This window comes from Metabacillus sp. KJ11-3, from assembly GCF_055808295.1.
Map to the genome: position 1 here is coordinate 4,484,840 of NZ_CM147865.1, position 17,532 is coordinate 4,502,371.

The 17,532-nt window shown below is 38.7% G+C and carries 13 protein-coding genes, 2 tRNA genes, 2 rRNA genes and 2 pseudogenes; 1 reads left to right on the plus strand and 18 read right to left on the minus strand.

The features are described from left to right. Window positions 1-79: 79 nt before the first annotated feature. From AC0L8O_RS22415 to metG, 3 genes are all read right to left on the minus strand, one after another. Window positions 80-1,273 carry a ubiquitin-like domain-containing protein gene (locus AC0L8O_RS22415; protein ID WP_473445408.1) on the minus strand — a complete coding sequence of 398 codons (1,194 nt, stop codon included), beginning with the start codon at window positions 1,271-1,273 and terminating at the stop codon, window positions 80-82. A gap of 241 nt (window positions 1,274-1,514) precedes the next feature. After that, entirely contained in the window at window positions 1,515-2,285 is a 771-nt protein-coding gene (locus AC0L8O_RS22420) for a TatD family hydrolase (protein ID WP_473445409.1), read from the minus strand. 206 nt (window positions 2,286-2,491) lie between these two features. Next, complete coding sequence (gene metG / locus AC0L8O_RS22425) at window positions 2,492-4,480, minus strand: methionine--tRNA ligase (RefSeq protein ID WP_473445411.1); 1,989 nt, start codon at window positions 4,478-4,480, stop codon at window positions 2,492-2,494. Window positions 4,481-5,096: 616 nt separating this feature from the next. Here metG and AC0L8O_RS22430 point away from each other — a divergent pair. Next, entirely contained in the window at window positions 5,097-5,378 is a 282-nt protein-coding gene (locus AC0L8O_RS22430) for an AbrB/MazE/SpoVT family DNA-binding domain-containing protein (protein ID WP_026562434.1), read from the plus strand. Between the two features lie 36 nt (window positions 5,379-5,414). Here AC0L8O_RS22430 and rsmI read toward each other — a convergent pair. From rsmI to AC0L8O_RS22505, 15 genes and pseudogenes are all read right to left on the minus strand, one after another. Next, a pseudogene (gene rsmI / locus AC0L8O_RS22435) lies at window positions 5,415-6,292 on the minus strand (16S rRNA (cytidine(1402)-2'-O)-methyltransferase). 7 nt (window positions 6,293-6,299) lie between these two features. Further along, window positions 6,300-6,557, minus strand: a complete 258-nt coding sequence (locus AC0L8O_RS22440; protein ID WP_473445413.1) for a GIY-YIG nuclease family protein — start codon at window positions 6,555-6,557, stop codon at window positions 6,300-6,302. 36 nt (window positions 6,558-6,593) lie between these two features. Continuing rightward, the gene (locus AC0L8O_RS22445; RefSeq protein ID WP_473445414.1) at window positions 6,594-7,346 is read right to left on the minus strand and encodes a tRNA1(Val) (adenine(37)-N6)-methyltransferase; all 753 of its coding nucleotides are present in this window, start codon (window positions 7,344-7,346) and stop codon (window positions 6,594-6,596) included. A 108-nt stretch (window positions 7,347-7,454) separates the two neighbouring features. Beyond that, window positions 7,455-7,826: a DNA replication initiation control protein YabA gene (gene yabA / locus AC0L8O_RS22450; protein ID WP_078433041.1), complete on the minus strand. Its 372-nt coding sequence runs from the start codon at window positions 7,824-7,826 to the stop codon at window positions 7,455-7,457. A 13-nt stretch (window positions 7,827-7,839) separates the two neighbouring features. After that, window positions 7,840-8,667, minus strand: coding sequence for a competence/sporulation regulator complex protein RicT (ricT, locus tag AC0L8O_RS22455; RefSeq protein ID WP_473445416.1), 828 nt, complete (start codon window positions 8,665-8,667; stop codon window positions 7,840-7,842). A 2-nt stretch (window positions 8,668-8,669) separates the two neighbouring features. Then, window positions 8,670-9,661 (minus strand): annotated as a pseudogene (gene holB, locus AC0L8O_RS22460) (DNA polymerase III subunit delta'). 12 nt (window positions 9,662-9,673) lie between these two features. Further along, window positions 9,674-10,114, minus strand: a complete 441-nt coding sequence (locus AC0L8O_RS22465) for a YaaR family protein (RefSeq protein ID WP_473445418.1) — start codon at window positions 10,112-10,114, stop codon at window positions 9,674-9,676. A 38-nt stretch (window positions 10,115-10,152) separates the two neighbouring features. Continuing rightward, window positions 10,153-10,482 carry a cyclic-di-AMP receptor gene (locus tag AC0L8O_RS22470; RefSeq protein WP_026562442.1) on the minus strand — a complete coding sequence of 110 codons (330 nt, stop codon included), beginning with the start codon at window positions 10,480-10,482 and terminating at the stop codon, window positions 10,153-10,155. 142 nt (window positions 10,483-10,624) lie between these two features. Beyond that, on the minus strand, window positions 10,625-11,254 hold the full coding sequence (gene tmk / locus AC0L8O_RS22475; protein WP_473445420.1) for a dTMP kinase: 630 nt from the start codon (window positions 11,252-11,254) through the stop codon (window positions 10,625-10,627). A gap of 6 nt (window positions 11,255-11,260) precedes the next feature. Next, on the minus strand, window positions 11,261-12,697 hold the full coding sequence (locus AC0L8O_RS22480; protein ID WP_473445422.1) for an aminotransferase class I/II-fold pyridoxal phosphate-dependent enzyme: 1,437 nt from the start codon (window positions 12,695-12,697) through the stop codon (window positions 11,261-11,263). A 145-nt stretch (window positions 12,698-12,842) separates the two neighbouring features. After that, on the minus strand, window positions 12,843-13,055 hold the full coding sequence (locus AC0L8O_RS22485; RefSeq protein ID WP_413467532.1) for a sigma factor G inhibitor Gin: 213 nt from the start codon (window positions 13,053-13,055) through the stop codon (window positions 12,843-12,845). Window positions 13,056-13,963: 908 nt separating this feature from the next. Then, window positions 13,964-14,079, minus strand: a 5S ribosomal RNA gene (gene rrf, locus AC0L8O_RS22490). Between the two features lie 219 nt (window positions 14,080-14,298). Beyond that, window positions 14,299-17,227, minus strand: a 23S ribosomal RNA gene (locus AC0L8O_RS22495). A 112-nt stretch (window positions 17,228-17,339) separates the two neighbouring features. Next, window positions 17,340-17,415, minus strand: a tRNA-Ala gene (locus AC0L8O_RS22500). Between the two features lie 16 nt (window positions 17,416-17,431). Then, window positions 17,432-17,508: transfer RNA gene (locus AC0L8O_RS22505), tRNA-Ile, on the minus strand. Between the last annotated feature and the right edge of the window lie 24 nt (window positions 17,509-17,532).

Genomic DNA, 17,532 nt, shown 5'->3' on the forward strand with positions numbered 1-17,532 from the left:
GGTTGGAACAGCCTTGGTCTCATAAGAATTTATTTCAATGAGAAAATAAAAAACAGAGGAAATTAATCCTCTGTCAAATCTATTCTAAAATTTTAATTTTTACTCTTTTCGAACCCCATCGATAGGCAGCTGATTTTGATGATAGAAACACATCGATTTTGTTCCCCTTAATAGCAGAACCAGTATCAGCAGCAACTGCATATCCATAGCCCTCGACATATACTTTGGTACCCAAAGGAATAACATTAGGGTCAACAGCAATAACCTTTGCATTCGGATTTGCTTTTAAATTCACACCTGTTGCAGTGGTTCCGGAACAACCATTGCAATTTGCAGTATAAGCCGTTGAATTCACATAAAACTCTTTTGAAACAGAATCGTTTCCTCGAGAAGCAACAGTTGTACTCGTTTGGACAACCTTTGTTCCTAAAGCAACTACACGATCTTCACTTTTTTGAACTGTTTCAGTTTTCAATAGTTTTCTCGTTACTTCCTGGCCGTTTTCAATTGTAACTTCATAATGTTTTTCTTGCTTACCTTCTTTTCCTGAGTTGATAACTTTTTGTACGCCCTTCTCAATGTTGTCATCCTTCTTTTCCACAACATTAAAGGCGATCGGTTCTTCCACTACATCGGTGACTTTTTCTATTCTGGTTACTGTAACATTACTCTTTTCAGTTAATTCATCTGTTAGAGCGGGTTCAACTTTATCCAATTCTTTTAATTGAACATCTTGATTCTTTAAAAAGTCAGCGACAGTAGTCGAAGTAGTCCAAACATGTTGCTTTTCCTCTTCGCCAACATTTAGTGTAATTTGAAATGCTTTATCAATTGTTAGTGACAAATCGTTCTTAATTACTGTATCTAAAGCTGGTTCTATTCGATCGTGCTCAGTGACATCAATATCCTCTTGTTGTATCAGTTCTTTAACTGTATCCGCTGTTGTCCAAATTGTCCTTCGTTCATCACCCATTGCAACTTTAATAGGTTTTGCTGCTTTATAGGTGATTTTCATATCATCTTTAATTTTATTTTTAGTATCGTGTGATAGTTCATCTTCTTGTCTTATATCTATTTCATATTCTTCAAGTAAATCGTTGACAGTGTTTGCATGTGTACGTACTATTTCTTCTTTACCGTTGATGGTCAATGAGACAGAGTCCTTCGTTAACTCATATGTACCGTATGCAGACCCAGATCCTAAAACTATTAAACTAGTAGCAGAAAGGACAAATTTGTTCTTTATTACTTTTTCGGAAAACAGCTTTTTCAAATTTTCACTAAAAATGAAAACCGCCTCCTTCTTCCTCGTGGATTATATAGAGTATCTTTCGTCTTGTCAACCCTTTGGGCGTTGTCTCATTTTTCCAACGTACTCATAATTATGCTTAATAAGTCAGGAAAAGTGAAGTAAGAGTTATCGACAAAGATATACTATGAGGAAGTTTACACATGTAGAACTGAATGATTTTCTCAAAAAGTGGACAAGCTCCTGCATAACTCGACAACTTTCGTTATCGAGTTATGCCGAATAATTTCATAGCATTGTCGGATGTTTTTTGGGCAATTTCCTCAAAATCCATCTCTCTTAGCTCAGCAATTTGTTCTGCTACATACTTTACATAACTTGGCTCATTACGCTTTCCTCTAAATGGGTGTGGTGTTAAATAAGGACAATCTGTTTCAATTAGTAATCGCTCGATTGGAATTTCTTTAGCAACTTCCTTCGGTTTTTTTGCATTTTTAAAGGTTACAGGACCACCAAATGAAATATAGAAGTTCATGTCCATACACTGCTTTGCTATCTCTAAACTTCCGGTGAAACAATGCATTATGCCTCCTACTTCACTAGCTCCTTCCTCTCGCAAAATTTCCACCACATCTTCTGTTGCATCACGATTATGAATGATGATTGGAAGCTTTACCTCTTTAGCTAATTGAATTTGTTTACGAAATACTTCTTTTTGTAATTCTTTTGGTGACTTATCCCAGTAATAATCTAGTCCCATCTCACCTATAGCAACTACTTTTGGATGTGAAGCCAAATCCTTAATCCACAGTAAATCCTCATCTGTCATATCCACTGCATCAACGGGATGCCACCCTATTGCTGCATATATCATGTCATATTTTTCTGTGAGTTCCATAGCTCTTGTAATCGTTTCTTTATCAAATCCTACCACAACAATATGTGTAACTTTCTCCAATTGCGCCCTTTCGATGACTTCTTCCAAGTCCTCATCATATTGAATAGCATTTAAATGAGCATGTGTATCAAATAGCATTTTTCAACTTCCCTTCCTTAGCTTGTTTCGACAAATCTGTATTATGTTTTACAAAATGTTACACGTGAAACATTTGTTTTTCAGAGCTTTCGTCAACTTATTTCAAATACACTTAACTGTTCTAATATCCACATGTAATAAAGTTTCCAAACTTCTAATAATAAAAGTGAGCGTCTCATTAAATATAAGACGCTCAAAAAGGGTAGTTATTTTACTCTTGAACCGTTTGGAAGGTCAGCAAAAACTGTTGCGACTGAAAGTAAATCACCTTGTGACCCAGCTAAAATCATTCCCTGAGATAATTCGCCACGAAGCTTCACAGGTTTTAGATTAGCAACACAGATAACTTTTTTTCCTATTAGTTCCTCTGGTTTATAATGTTTGGCGATTCCAGAAACAACCTGTCTTTTCTCATAACCTAAGTCCAACTGGATTTTTAACAAACGATCGGCTTTTTTTACTGGTTCAACTTGGAGAACTTCCGCTACCCGAAGGTCTAATTTCATAAAATCATCAATTGTAATTTCCTCTTCTTGAGGAGCAATATCTGCATCTTTTTTCTCGGTTTCTACAACCGGAGCAGAGCCTTTCATTTGTTCTTTGATATACGTTACTTCTTCCTCCACTTCTAATCGCGGAAAGATTGGTGACTGCTTGTTTACTATTGTTTTGTCAATCTGGCCAAATTCCAAAAGGCTATCCCAATTCTTTAATACTTCAGTATGAATACCTAATTGGTCAAAAATTTTATTTGGTGTTTCTGTTAAAAATGGTTTTAATAAAACTGCAGTGATTCGAAGTGATTCAGCTAAATGAACCATTACTGAAGCCAATTTATCATAGTCTTCTTCATTTTTTGCTAGGACCCATGGTTGCGTTTCATCAATGTATTTATTTGTTCTGCTAACAAACTGCCATAGGGATGAAAGTGCAATTGAAAATTCCATATTCTCCATTGCCTCTTCATATTTCTTAATTGTTTCCTTTGAAGTCTTTACAAGTTGATCATCAAATTCTGTCTGGCTTCCATTATAAGCAGGTGTTTTTCCTTCAAAGTACTTATCAATCATAGCTACAGTTCGATTGAGCAGGTTGCCCAAGTCATTTGCTAAATCATAGTTAACACGATCAATAAATCCTTCAGGTGTAAAGACTCCGTCAGATCCAAAAGGCACTTCTCTTAATAAATAATATCTAAGAGCATCTAAGCCGTATTTATCAATCAATGTAACAGGATCCACTACATTCCCCTTAGATTTTGACATCTTGCCATCTTTCATTAAAAGCCAACCATGGGCAAATACCTTCTTTGGAAGTGGTAAATCCAATGCCATTAACATAATAGGCCAGTATATTGTATGAAAACGGACAATTTCCTTCCCTACAATATGAACATTTGCCGGCCAGTATTTTTTATATTTATCGTCTTGTTCTGTTCCATACCCGAGTGCCGTAATATAATTTGAAAGTGCATCAATCCAAACATAGATAACATGTTTCGGATCTCCGGGTACTTTTATTCCCCAATCAAAGGTTGTCCGCGATACAGCCAAATCTTCTAAACCAGGTTTAATAAAATTATTAATCATTTCATTTTTTCTTGATTCCGGTTGAATGAACTCCGGATTTTCTTCATAGAACGCTAACAACCGATCTGCATATTTACTCATTTTAAAGAAATATGATTCTTCTTTTACTAATTCAACCGGATGACCGCTGTCAGGACTTTTTCCTCCAACGATTCTTCCATTTTCTTTAATTGGATCAACGAGCTGAAGTTCCGTATAGAAGGTTTCATCTGGTACTGAATACCAACCCTCATATTCATCCAAATAGATATCACCTTGTTCAACAAGTTGAGCAAAGATTTTTTCTACTACTATTTTATGTCGATCTTCTGTAGTTCGGATAAAGTCATCGTAAGATATATCCATTTTTCCCCAAAGCTCTTTTATCCCGGATACAATTCCATCAACATATTGCTGTGGAGTAATGTTATTTTCTTCCGCTTTTCTTTGAATCTTTTGTCCATGTTCATCTGTACCTGTTAAGTACATGACATCAAACCCGCGCATACGTTTATAACGAGCCATTGCATCACCTGCTACGGTCGTATAGGCATGTCCGATATGTAACTTTCCACTCGGATAATAGATTGGAGTTGTAATATAAAATGTCTTTTCTTTATTTTCCATTGTATAACCTCCTTGTGCTAACTAGTTATTAAAATAAGTACCCTGCAAGTCATCAAAAAAGGCCCTCGCCCAAAGGACGAGAGCGATAAGAAACCATGTATCCTTAATGCTATTCAAATACCCTAGCCCCAAAGGTACTTCCGGTACTATTATGTATCTAAAGATTTTGATCAATAAGTAGCCCTTACTAACCTAACCATCTCAGACTTTTTCATACTCTTAATGATACCATCTTAGCCTCTAATATCAAGAATATATACCTAAAGTTTTAACATTTCTCTGATTCGACAAGAGCATATAGGTTTTTGTCGAATTTTCCAATATAGATGTCGAACGAACACCGCTAATAATTAATAAAAATAATAATATATCCCATATATCCATTTTCCAATTTTAGGTTTATTATACATAATTTGTGGGTAAATAATGGGTAAAACCCACTGATACTAGGGTTTCTATATGGCACCTATTTTTTTACATGGAAATATAATAAAAATGATTGACGTTTATTGGAAACACTGATATGCTTAAAAAGCAAATCAGTTTTTGTCGAATATTGACGAAGTATAGTAAAAAAACATAAATATATATAAAGGTGAGAGGAGATTACCAAATTATGAAATCTACTGGAATTGTACGTAAAGTTGATGAATTAGGCCGTGTAGTTATTCCTATTGAATTACGCCGTACTTTAGGTATTGCTGAAAAGGATGCATTGGAAATTTACGTTGATGATGATAAAATTATCCTAAAAAAATACAAGCCAAATATGACTTGCCAAATCACTGGAGAAGTTTCTGATGATAACTTGGCATTAGCAAATGGTAAATTAGTTTTAAGCCGTGAAGGTGCTGAGCAAATCTTATCTGAAATTCAAAATCAATTAGTAAATAAGTAATATAAAAAAGGGATCAAATCTGATCCCTTTTTTATATTATTCTATATGATATGCCTGATAAACGTCTCTTTTTTGAATACTTCGTTCAAGTGCTACTTTTTTAATAGCCTCTTTTGAATTTAATCCTTCGTTTATGTAGTGCTCAACATGTTCTTTTGCAGATAGTGCATTCCACCAACTATCTTTCTCATCAATAATTTCTTCCTTTGAACCTTCAACAATGATACAAAATTCTCCACGTATCTCATTGTTTTCAGACCAAGATATGACCTCTTCAATACGACCTCTTATGAATTCTTCGAACTTCTTCGTTAATTCTCGTGATAAACAAATCGTTCGATTTCCTAAACACTCAAGCATTACATGTAATGTCTCTTTTAGCCGATGTGGTGACTCATATAAAATAAATGTTTCGTTACGACTACTTAATGAAGTTAATTGATTTTTTTCTCTTTCTTTTGGCGATCTAAAAATCCAAAAAAGTAAAAAGGTTGTGGTGTAATACCGGAAGCAATGAGTGCTGTTAATGCTGCATTAGCACCTGGTAGTGGAATTACCTTTGCACCTGATTCTAAAACTTGTTGTACTAGTTCACTACCGGGATCAGAAATTGTCGGCATACCTGCGTCACTAATTAATGCAACACTCTTATTTTCCTGTAAATACTCAATGATTTTATGTCCACTGCTTTCTTTATTATGTTCATGATAGCTAAAAATAGGAGTATCAATTTCAAAGTGATTACATAATTTCTTTGATTGACGTGTATCCTCTGCGGCGATAAGATCTACTTCCTTTAACACCTTAATAGCCCGAAAGGTCATATCTTCCAAGTTACCGATTGGTGTTGGCACTAAAAATAAATCTCCCAATTTCTTTTCATCCTGAATAAAGCTTTTTTGGGTTTGTAGCATATTCCCTTCACCTTCCTTCTATATATGATTGTTTCCTCTTCTTAGAAAACTTTTTGAATTTAATTTCCATTTTTAATGCTTCACTTTTCGATTCAAATTTTTCTGAGTATAGGAGTTTCACTGGAGTTCTGCCTCTCGTATATTTTGCTCCTTTACCAGTGTTATGATTGTGTATACGTCTCTCAAGATTTACTGTATATCCTGCATAGTAACTTCCATCACTACATTCTAACACATAAAAATAGTGTGTTTCATTTTGTACCATTTATATGACCCCTACCCGTAGTGTTGCCTTTTCTTTTTACTTATCTTCTTCTTTTCCATATAAAATCTCTTTTATAACTTGTGTATACTCGTGGTTTTCATCATAAACAAAAATAGGTGGCAACAGTTTCAGATCGGCTTGCCCTCCCTTAATACCTTCTATTAAGACTGTGTTCGCTTCCTTGCCTTGCTTTGGATAGACAAATTGCAATCGTTTTGGTTCAATACCGTATCTTCTCATGAGTTCAACAAGATCTACTAATCTTCCCGGTCTATGAACAATTGCAACTTTTCCACCTTGTTTGACGAGCTGGCTGCTTACTTTAATGACATCCTCTAATGTACATAAGATTTCATGTCTAGCAATGGCCAAATGTTCATTGAGGTTTTGTTTATCCTTCTGTGGTGTTTTGAAATAAGGAGGATTGCAAGTAACCACATCAAATTTTCCAAGCCCGAGCTCCTGAGGCATGTTTTTCAGATCTGCGTGGATCAACTTTATTTGTTGTTCCAGCTGGTTATAATGGACACTTCTAACCGCCATATCATAGAGCCTTTCTTGAATTTCCACACCGGTAATAATTCCTTTTGTTCTTGTACTTAGTATAAGTGGAACAATGCCGTTTCCTGTACATAAATCAATTATGTTTCCTTTTTGAATAGGCATATAAGCAAATCTTGATAATAACACAGCATCTAATGAAAAAGAAAAAACGGACGGGCTTTGAATAATCCTTAAATTCTCAGCAAGTAAATAATCTAATCTCTCATCTCCTATTAACTTAACCATTGTTCTTTTCTCCTTTAATCTCTTCGCAAAAGCATACAATAGCAAAAAAAGACTGACACATAGCAATTGGTTTCATCTTTTGGACAAGACCAGTATGAGTCAGTTCTATTATTTCTTATTTAGGAATGATAAACAAAATAAACAATCACCATCTTTACGAATACTTCCATAATGTAAGTTGCAAATATGAAAGCCTTCTTGATAAAGTCTCGCTAAGTTGTCATAGCCTTCTCCTATATCAACTTGCTGACTTTGCTTCTTTTGCTCTTTATCCGTTGCTTTTGTCTTTTTTGCTTTTGTTTTTGTACCAGTCATTGTTGAATCTAATCGTCGGCGTAAGTTCTCATTTTCAATTTGTAAATGATGATTTTCTTCAATGAGTTCTCCTAAATGTTGCTTAAGCTCGCCTAATTGTGTATATAAAGATCCTATTTGTTCCTCCATACTGCTGACAGATTCAAATATTTCCTTTTTATCCACTTGTTCCACCTCATCAATCTGTGGATTGCATTGGAACTACGCCTTCTTTCTGCAATTCATCCCAAGTGTATTCAACCACGCGTTCTTGTTCCACAAGGTTTACCTGTAGAATTTTCTCTAATATATTTAAACCAACTACTTTTCCTAAACCACTTGGAGTACCAATTATCTCTCCTAAATCGGGTAATTGTTCCTTGGCAGATTCATACTCATCATTCTCATACTTGAGACAGCACATTAATCTTCCACATAAACCGGAAATTTTTGTTGGATTTAATGACAAGTTTTGATCTTTTGCCATTTTGATTGACACAGGTTCAAAGTCTCCCAGGAATGTTGAGCAGCATAACATACGACCACATGGACCAATACCACCCAGCATTTTCGCCTCATCACGGACACCAATTTGACGTAGCTCTATTCTAGTTTTGAATATTGCAGCCAAATCTTTTACAAGCTCCCTAAAATCAACACGTCCATCTGCTGTAAAATAAAAGATCACTTTATTTCGATCAAATGTATACTCAACATCTACCAGCTTCATATCGAGACCATGCTCTGAAACCTTTTTCTGACAAACATGGTATGCCTCAGAAGCCGCCTCTTGGTTTTCCTGAACCATTAACCGATCTTTTTCATCAGCTAAACGAATGACTTTTTTCAGAGGTAAAACAACATCGTTTTCCTCTACTTTTTTATTATTTAAGACGACTTTGCCATATTCAACCCCTCTTATTGTTTCCACAATGACAAAATCATCATCCTCTATTTGAAGACCATTAGGGTCGAAATAATATATTTTGCCCGCTTTTTTAAAGCGAACTCCTACAACATTATACAAACTTATCCCTCCTGCAATGTTAAAACCAATTGTTCCATTAATAATTGTGGATTTACATTGGCATGAAGCCGTTTCTTAGCTTCTAATATAGAAGTTACCTTCTCAGTCACACTTCTTTGAGTTATTTGAAGGGCATGCTGTTTAATTTGCTGAATGATGTCCTGATAAATCACTTGTTCATCATTTCCTAATTGAACAGATAAGACATCTTTATATATATATAATAATAAGTCTAACCCTGTTTCTTGCTTTTCCTTATCATTAAAATAAGTCATCCACTCTGTGTGTATATAAAGAGGTGCCTGTCCTTTTCGAGTGGTGAGGACTTCATATAATTTTATCACTTTCAATCTAGCCTGCGCAAACCAATCATCTTTTGACAGATTAAAAGCCGCTTCTGTGTCATTGGTTAGTTGTGCCACTAAAGAAGCAATATGTGGTGCTATCCCTGAATCTGTCAATGTCTGTTCAATGGCTTTTGGTTGCAATGGCTGAAAAGATAACAATTGACATCTTGATAATATTGTATTCAATATTTTATGATACTGTTCTGTTATGAGAATGGCAATTGTGTTGGCGTTGGGTTCTTCTAAAAACTTAAGTAAACTGTTTGCAGCATTGACTGTCATCTTATCTGCATGAACAATCATATAAAGCTTTTTGTTCGATTCTACTCCGGACTTTGAAAATTCTTCTTGAAGTGCTTGAATTTGACCCTTTTTAATTGAAAGGCCGTCTGGTTCAACAACATGTACGTCAGGATGATTACCTGACTCTATTCTTTTACAATTTCTACAATTGTTGCACGGTTCATAGTTTTGGAGACTTTCACAAAAAAACTTTTCGCTAAAAGAACTCCTACTTCTCTTTTACCAGTACCTTTTTTCCCCTCAAAAAGGTATGCGTGTGCCAGTCGGTCCTTGCGTATACTATTTGTTAATAGTTTGATAACCCTTGGCTGATATGAACTAAATTCACTCAAACTTTTCGTCATACTCATCACTCTCTACGTATATAGGTTAATAAGTAATCCCTTAACCTCGCCTATTTTTGCAAGAATATCTATTGTTGAATCTTCCTTACTTATTATCTCGTCTGCTAATTGAACTAGTGATTCATCCACCTGCTCAATTATTTTCAATGAACGGCTATTACCGTTATAATCCCAGCTTCTGGATTGTTTCATATTCATGCCATACTCAACAGCTTCGTGGATAAACTTTTTCACCAAAAGCTTGTATTTAGTAAGGTCACTGAAATTTCGAGACTTTGCTAATCTTCGTCCAGCACTATCTATGTCGACTAATAATTTATTTAGCTGTTCATTTTGAAGCTTACTTCCTTGTTTAACGATTAAATCATGGAAACCTTTGCTGGATGTTTGGGAAACTTTTTGCTCTGGTCCCCTCTTGTCCATAGTTGATCTAATATCTTGACTTATTTTCATCCTTTACCTCCATGGCAAATTGCCATTTAGATATTTTATTAAAATTGATGAAACTGTTCGACAGGAAGAACAAATACAGTTGCACCGCCTACTTCTACTTCTACAGGATATGGGATAAAGGAATCCGCATTACCTCCCATTGGTGATACAGGAGCAACTAGTTGATCTCTGGATTTACAATTATCTTTTATAATTTGCAACGCCTTATCTACTCGAATATCTTCTGTACCTATCATAAATGTTGTATTTCCTGATTTGAGAAATCCGCCTGAACTTGATAATTTAGTAACACGGAAATTATGCTCAGTAAGGGCATTCAATAGCTTGTTACTATCTTGATCTTGTACAACCACAATAATTAACTTCATATAGAGAAGCCTCCTTTTATTGTAACATGTTCAATTAAGTGAATCATTGCACGATTAATGGTAATTTTATTTAATTAGAAAGGCGCAAGTTGCCTGGAGCTAGACACCTACACTAAGTACAAATTTAAAACTTTCTTACCTATTAAAAAGAAATTACCTTTTTTAATTTGTTCTTCACTTCATCGACAACTTCCTCAAGTGATTTTTCAGCATCAATGACAACTATTCTTTCAGGAAACATGGCGATAACTTTCTCATAACCCTCTTGAACCTTTTGATGAAATGATAAGTCCTCTAAATCAAGGCGATTTTTCTCTCGCTCTGAACTCTTAGAAATCCTTTGTAAACCTACCTGTGGATCTATTTTAAAATAAAATGTAAGATCTGGCATTAGTCCGTTAATTGCAAACTCATTTATTGATAACACTTCTTCTATTCCTAACCCTCTGGCATAACCTTGATAGGCTAAAGAGCTATCAATAAAACGGTCGCAGAACACAATTTTTCCACTTTCAATTGCAGGTACAACTCTTTCTACTAAATGTTGCCTTCTTGCCGCTGCATATAATAATGCCTCTGTTCGCGAATCCATCTCAGTATGCTCTTTGTTCAAAATAACTTCACGGATTTTCTCTGATATTTGAATACCACCAGGTTCTCTGGTGAAAATCATCTCCATTTTAGTTCCGCTTAGTTCTGTCCTTAATAATTCCAGTACAGAGGTCTTACCTGCTCCCTCCGGCCCTTCAAATGTTATAAACTTTCCCTTCAAAAAAGTTCACCCTTTACTCATGTATATGTTTATTTTTCCTCTTTTAATATGATAATCTCCTTGGATGTTTACTCCTAATTCTATCATTCGTCTCATCTTCTCCACCAACTCTATTGTTATTTTCTCACCCACCATAATTAGAGGAATACCTGGAGGATATGGAATAATAGCTTCTGCTGAATAATGACCTACGGCATCATCTAATCCAATTAGTACCTTTTTGCATTTTTTGAGATGAAAGTAAGATACCTCCAACGGTTGTATTCCTTTTACTTCTTGTCTTTTTAACTCCTTTGTAGTCAATCCTGTTTTTTTAACCTTTAGATAAACTGGATTGATTTGTGTTATTTTATTAATAATCGGATTCATATCACCAAGTGGTAATATACATAAGCAATGTTCAGGATTAGCTAATTCGATAAAAACATTATGTCTTTCAAGAACTTCCTGCAACTCATATCCTGATAAACCATTTGTAGATCTTATTGTTAATTTTAATGGATCACCTTTAACAAGTCGATCATGTGACTCAATAATCTCCAGACCTTTTATCGCACCTATTTGTTGTTTGATCTTTTGTACCGATTCTATTATGTCAACTTGTAAATTCTCTTCCATTGCCTTGCTTAAATATGCACGTGCTAAATCGAGTGAAGCCATAATCGGATAGGAAGGACTGCTACTCTGCAACATTGAAAGATAGCTCTCTACCATTTCCTTGTCTATTAAGTCACTATTAAAGTGCAAAAATGACCCCATTGTCATAGCGGGAAGTGTTTTATGTGCTGAGTGGATAACTATATCCGCCCCAATCTCTACAGCAGATATAGGAAACCCATCTCCAATAATAAAATGTGCACCATGTGCTTCATCAACAAGCACAGGAATTCCACGGTCATGTGCATATGTAACAATCTCTGCTAAATCAATGGCAAGGCCGTAATAATTAGGATTGGTTAATATAAGAACTTTTGTATTTGGATAGAGCCTTATGGCTTCTTTTATTCTTTCAAATTCAACATAACTAGGAACTATGAGCTCTTCATCCACTTTAGGATCCAGGAAAACAGGCCTAACCCCTGCAAGTTGTAAACCATTCATAATTGACTTATGGGAATTTCGTTGAACAAGTACTACATCATCTACTTGGCAGCTTGCTAAAATCATTGCCAAATTTCCCGCGGTTGAACCATTCACTAAAAAGTACGAACTTTTTACTCGATATAATTCTGAAGTAAGCTGCTGTGCCTTTAAAATAACATCCTGTGGGTGATGTAAATCATCCAGTCCTATTAATTCAGTCACATCTATTTGTAAGATATCTTTATACAGATGGTTTGCTTCTTGCAAAAAAACGGCTCCATTTTTATGACCAGGTACATGTAAAGATGTTGGTTTCACATTAGCATGGTTTAATAGAGCAGTGTAAAGAGGCGTCTCCATTATAAAATCAACGTCCTTTTTATAGATAAAATCTATTATAACAATATCTAGCTTACCTGAGTATATACAGATTCGCCATATAGCACAACCAATAGAGATGTAAGAAACAATAAAAAAGACTGATTTTCCAATCAGCCTCAGAATTTTATGAATAAAGTGGTGAGTTTTTTACCCTTCTTAACTTTTCTAAATAATATTGATATTTAGGGTCAGACGTTGGTGTGTTAGTCATTTCTTTTTCACAGTCTCTGCAAATAAAACTTGTATAAAGATGAATTCCTAACTCTTTCTCTTCATCACATACAATGCATGTTTCCCCAAGAGACTTTTGTAAACTATTTGAATTCAAGATCTCCACCTCCATACTTTTTATTTTTACCAAAAAGTAATATTGTATACACAATTTTGAATTTAAACAACATGATTTAATTTAAATTATGTCTATTAGTTCAATATGTGCCTGTTCTTTTCTCTTAGTAAGTGACATCGTTCATATCATTTAATTTTCACTTCATTCAAACATTAAAAAAAGACCAGTATCTCTACTGATCTTTCTACCTCTTCTCACTTGGCAACGTCCTACTCTCACAAGGGGAAACCCCCAACTACCATCGGTGCTGAGAGCTTAACTTCCATGTTCTGATTTCGACCTGCAATAGGCGGCGAATCTCCGCGTCAACTTGTTCGCGTTCAGATCTCCATGTGCCAACTACGTACATTCCGGTCTTCTCTCTCTGCGCTTCCTTACTTGCACAGGATGTGCTGACTTCTACGTTGCCACAGGACGGGGCGCTCTTAGTAGAAGTTCCTTGATCTGCTTCTCCCAAGCCTCAGGCTAGTAAGTGTATTTTGTTCCAACCTCTTTACGTGAAACCATCGGTTTTTCTACATTTATTTAATTCAAACAAAAAAAGACCAGTATTTCTACTGATCTTTTCTTCCTCTTTTACTTGGCAACGTCCTACTCTCACAGGGGGAAACCCCCAACTACCATCGGCGCTGAGAGCTTAACTTCCGTGTTTGGATTTCGGCTTGCGATAAGCGGCGAATCTCCGCATCAGCTTGTTCGTTCAGATCCTCATGTGCCAACTGCGCACATTCCGGTCTTCTCTCTCGGCGCTTCCTTGATCTTCTTGCTTCTCCCAAGCCTCAGGCTAGGAGTTATACTTTGTCTCTACATTTTTACAGAAAACCTTCGGTTTTGGGCAATAGTTTTTTAACACACAAAAAAGACCAGTATCTCTACTGATCTTTCTACCTCTTCTTACTTGGCAACGTCCTACTCTCACAGGGGGAAACCCCCAACTACCATCGGCGCTGAAGAGCTTAACTTCCGTGTTCGGCATGGGAACGGGTGTGACCTCTTCGCCATCATCACCAAATAATATAGTTTACGGCTTCCGATAAACTTTACATTTCTGCGTCATCTCATTCGTCAACATCCTCACGTACTGAAGTACGTTGCGGTGTCTCCTCAATCGATTCCTTGAACTGTTCGTTTCTCGAAACCTTCTTACTATGAACTTAGATTGAAAGAATATATATTCCTTCAAAACTAGATAACGATACACAATTCAATTCACTAAGCATTCGCTTATTGTTAGGTTAAGTCCTCGATCGATTAGTATCAGTCAGCTCCACACGTCACCGCGCTTCCACCTCTGACCTATCAACCTGATCATCTTTCAGGGATCTTACTAGCTTACGCTATGGGAAATCTCATCTTGAGGGGGCTTCATGCTTAGATGCTTTCAGCACTTATCCCTTCCGCACATAGCTACCCAGCTATGCCTTTGGCAAGACAACTGGTACACCAGCGGTGCGTCCATCCCGGTCCTCTCGTACTAAGGACAGCTCCTCTCAAATTTCCTACGCCCACGACGGATAGGGACCGAACTGTCTCACGACGTTCTGAACCCAGCTCGCGTACCGCTTTAATGGGCGAACAGCCCAACCCTTGGGACCGACTACAGCCCCAGGATGCGATGAGCCGACATCGAGGTGCCAAACCTCCCCGTCGATGTGGACTCTTGGGGGAGATAAGCCTGTTATCCCCGGGGTAGCTTTTATCCGTTGAGCGATGGCCCTTCCATGCGGAACCACCGGATCACTAAGCCCGACTTTCGTCCCTGCTCGACTTGTAGGTCTCGCAGTCAAGCTCCCTTGTGCCTTTACACTCTACGAATGATTTCCAACCATTCTGAGGGAACCTTTGGGCGCCTCCGTTACATTTTAGGAGGCGACCGCCCCAGTCAAACTGCCCACCTGACACTGTCTCCCAGCCCGATCAGGGCTGTGGGTTAGAATTTCAATACAGCCAGGGTAGTATCCCACCGACGCCTCCACCGAAGCTGGCGCTCCGGCTTCTCAGGCTCCTACCTATCCTGTACAAGCTGTACCAAAATTCAATATCAGGCTACAGTAAAGCTCCACGGGGTCTTTCCGTCCTGTCGCGGGTAACCTGCATCTTCACAGGTACTATAATTTCACCGAGTCTCTCGTTGAGACAGTGCCCAGATCGTTACGCCTTTCGTGCGGGTCGGAACTTACCCGACAAGGAATTTCGCTACCTTAGGACCGTTATAGTTACGGCCGCCGTTTACTGGGGCTTCGGTTCAAAGCTTCGCTTGCGCTAACCTCTCCCCTTAACCTTCCAGCACCGGGCAGGCGTCAGCCCCTATACTTCGCCTTGCGGCTTCGCAGAGACCTGTGTTTTTGCTAAACAGTCGCCTGGGCCTATTCACTGCGGCTTTTCCGGGCTATTCACCCTAAAAAGCACCCCTTCTCCCGAAGTTACGGGGTCATTTTGCCGAGTTCCTTAACGAGAGTTCTCTCGCTCACCTTAGGATTCTCTCCTCGCCTACCTGTGTCGGTTTGCGGTACGGGCACCTCTCACCTCGCTAGAGGCTTTTCTTGGCAGTGTGGAATCAGGAACTTCGGTACTATAGTTCCCTCGCCATCACAGCTCAGCTTATGTGACAATGGGATTTGCCTCATTGTCAGCCTAACTGCTTGGACGCGCATATCCAACAGCGCGCTTACCCTATCCTTCTGCGTCCCCCCATTGCTCAAATGGTGAGGAGGTGGTACAGGAATTTCTACCTGTTGGCCATCGCCTACGCCTTTCGGCCTCGGCTTAGGTCCCGACTAACCCTGAGCGGACGAGCCTTCCTCAGGAAACCTTAGGCATTCGGTGGAGGGGATTCTCACCCCTCTTTCGCTACTCATACCGGCATTCTCACTTCTAAGCGCTCCACCAGTCCTTACGGTCTGGCTTCTCAGCCCTTAGAACGCTCTCCTACCACTGTTCGTAAGAACAGTCCACAGCTTCGGTGATACGTTTAGCCCCGGTACATTTTCGGCGCAGAGTCACTCGACCAGTGAGCTATTACGCACTCTTTAAATGGTGGCTGCTTCTAAGCCAACATCCTGGTTGTCTAAGCAACTCCACATCCTTTTCCACTTAACGTATACTTTGGGACCTTAGCTGGTGGTCTGGGCTGTTTCCCTCTTGACTACGGATCTTATCACTCGCAGTCTGACTCCTGAACATAAGTCTTTGGCATTCGGAGTTTGACTGAATTCGGTAACCCGATGGGGGCCCCTAGTCCAATCAGTGCTCTACCTCCAAGACTCTCATTTCAAGGCTAGCCCTAAAGCTATTTCGGAGAGAACCAGCTATCTCCAGGTTCGATTGGAATTTCTCCGCTACCCACACCTCATCCCCGCACTTTTCAACGTGCGTGGGTTCGGGCCTCCATTCAGTGTTACCTGAACTTCACCCTGGACATGGGTAGATCACCTGGTTTCGGGTCTACGACCACGTACTCTGCACGCCCTATTCAGACTCGCTTTCGCTGCGGCTCCGTCTTATCAACTTAACCTTGCACGGGATCGTAACTCGCCGGTTCATTCTACAAAAGGCACGCCATTACCCATTAACGGGCTTTGACTACTTGTAGGCACACGGTTTCAGGATCTCTTTCACTCCCCTTCCGGGGTGCTTTTCACCTTTCCCTCACGGTACTGGTTCACTATCGGTCACTAGGGAGTATTTAGCCTTGGGAGATGGTCCTCCCTGCTTCCGACGGGATTTCTCGTGTCCCGCCGTACTCAGGATCCACTCTGGAGGGAACGAAGTTTCAACTACAGGGTTGTTACCTTCTTTGACGGGCCTTTCCAGACCTCTTCATTTACTCCGTTCCTTTGTAACTCCGTATAGAGTGTCCTACAACCCCAAGAGGCAAGCCTCTTGGTTTGGGCTAATTCCGTTTCGCTCGCCGCTACTCAGGAAATCGCGTTTGCTTTCTCTTCCTCCGGGTACTTAGATGTTTCAGTTCCCCGGGTCTGCCTTTATCACCCTATGTATTCAGGTGAAAATACTACTCCATTACGAGCAGTGGGTTTCCCCATTCGGAAATCTCCGGATCAAAGCTTACTTACAGCTCCCCGAAGCATATCGGTGTTAGTACCGTCCTTCATCGGCTCCTAGTGCCAAGGCATCCACCGTGCGCCCTTACTAACTTAACCTTCGACATCGAAGATGTCATTTACTTCATTAATAAGAGAATCACTAAACTAAGCGTTTAAACTCAGTGAATTACTTGAATTGTTTTTCGTTATCTAGTTTTCAAGGAACATTTGGTGGAGCCTAGCGGGATCGAACCGCTGACCTCCTGCGTGCAAAGCAGGCGCTCTCCCAGCTGAGCTAAGGCCCCGTAAATTAAATTAAGATGGTGGGCCTAAATGGACTCGAACCATCGACCTCACGCTTATCAGGCGTGCGCTCTAACCAGCTGAGCTATAGGCCCATCTCTATATGAAAAAAGAACAAA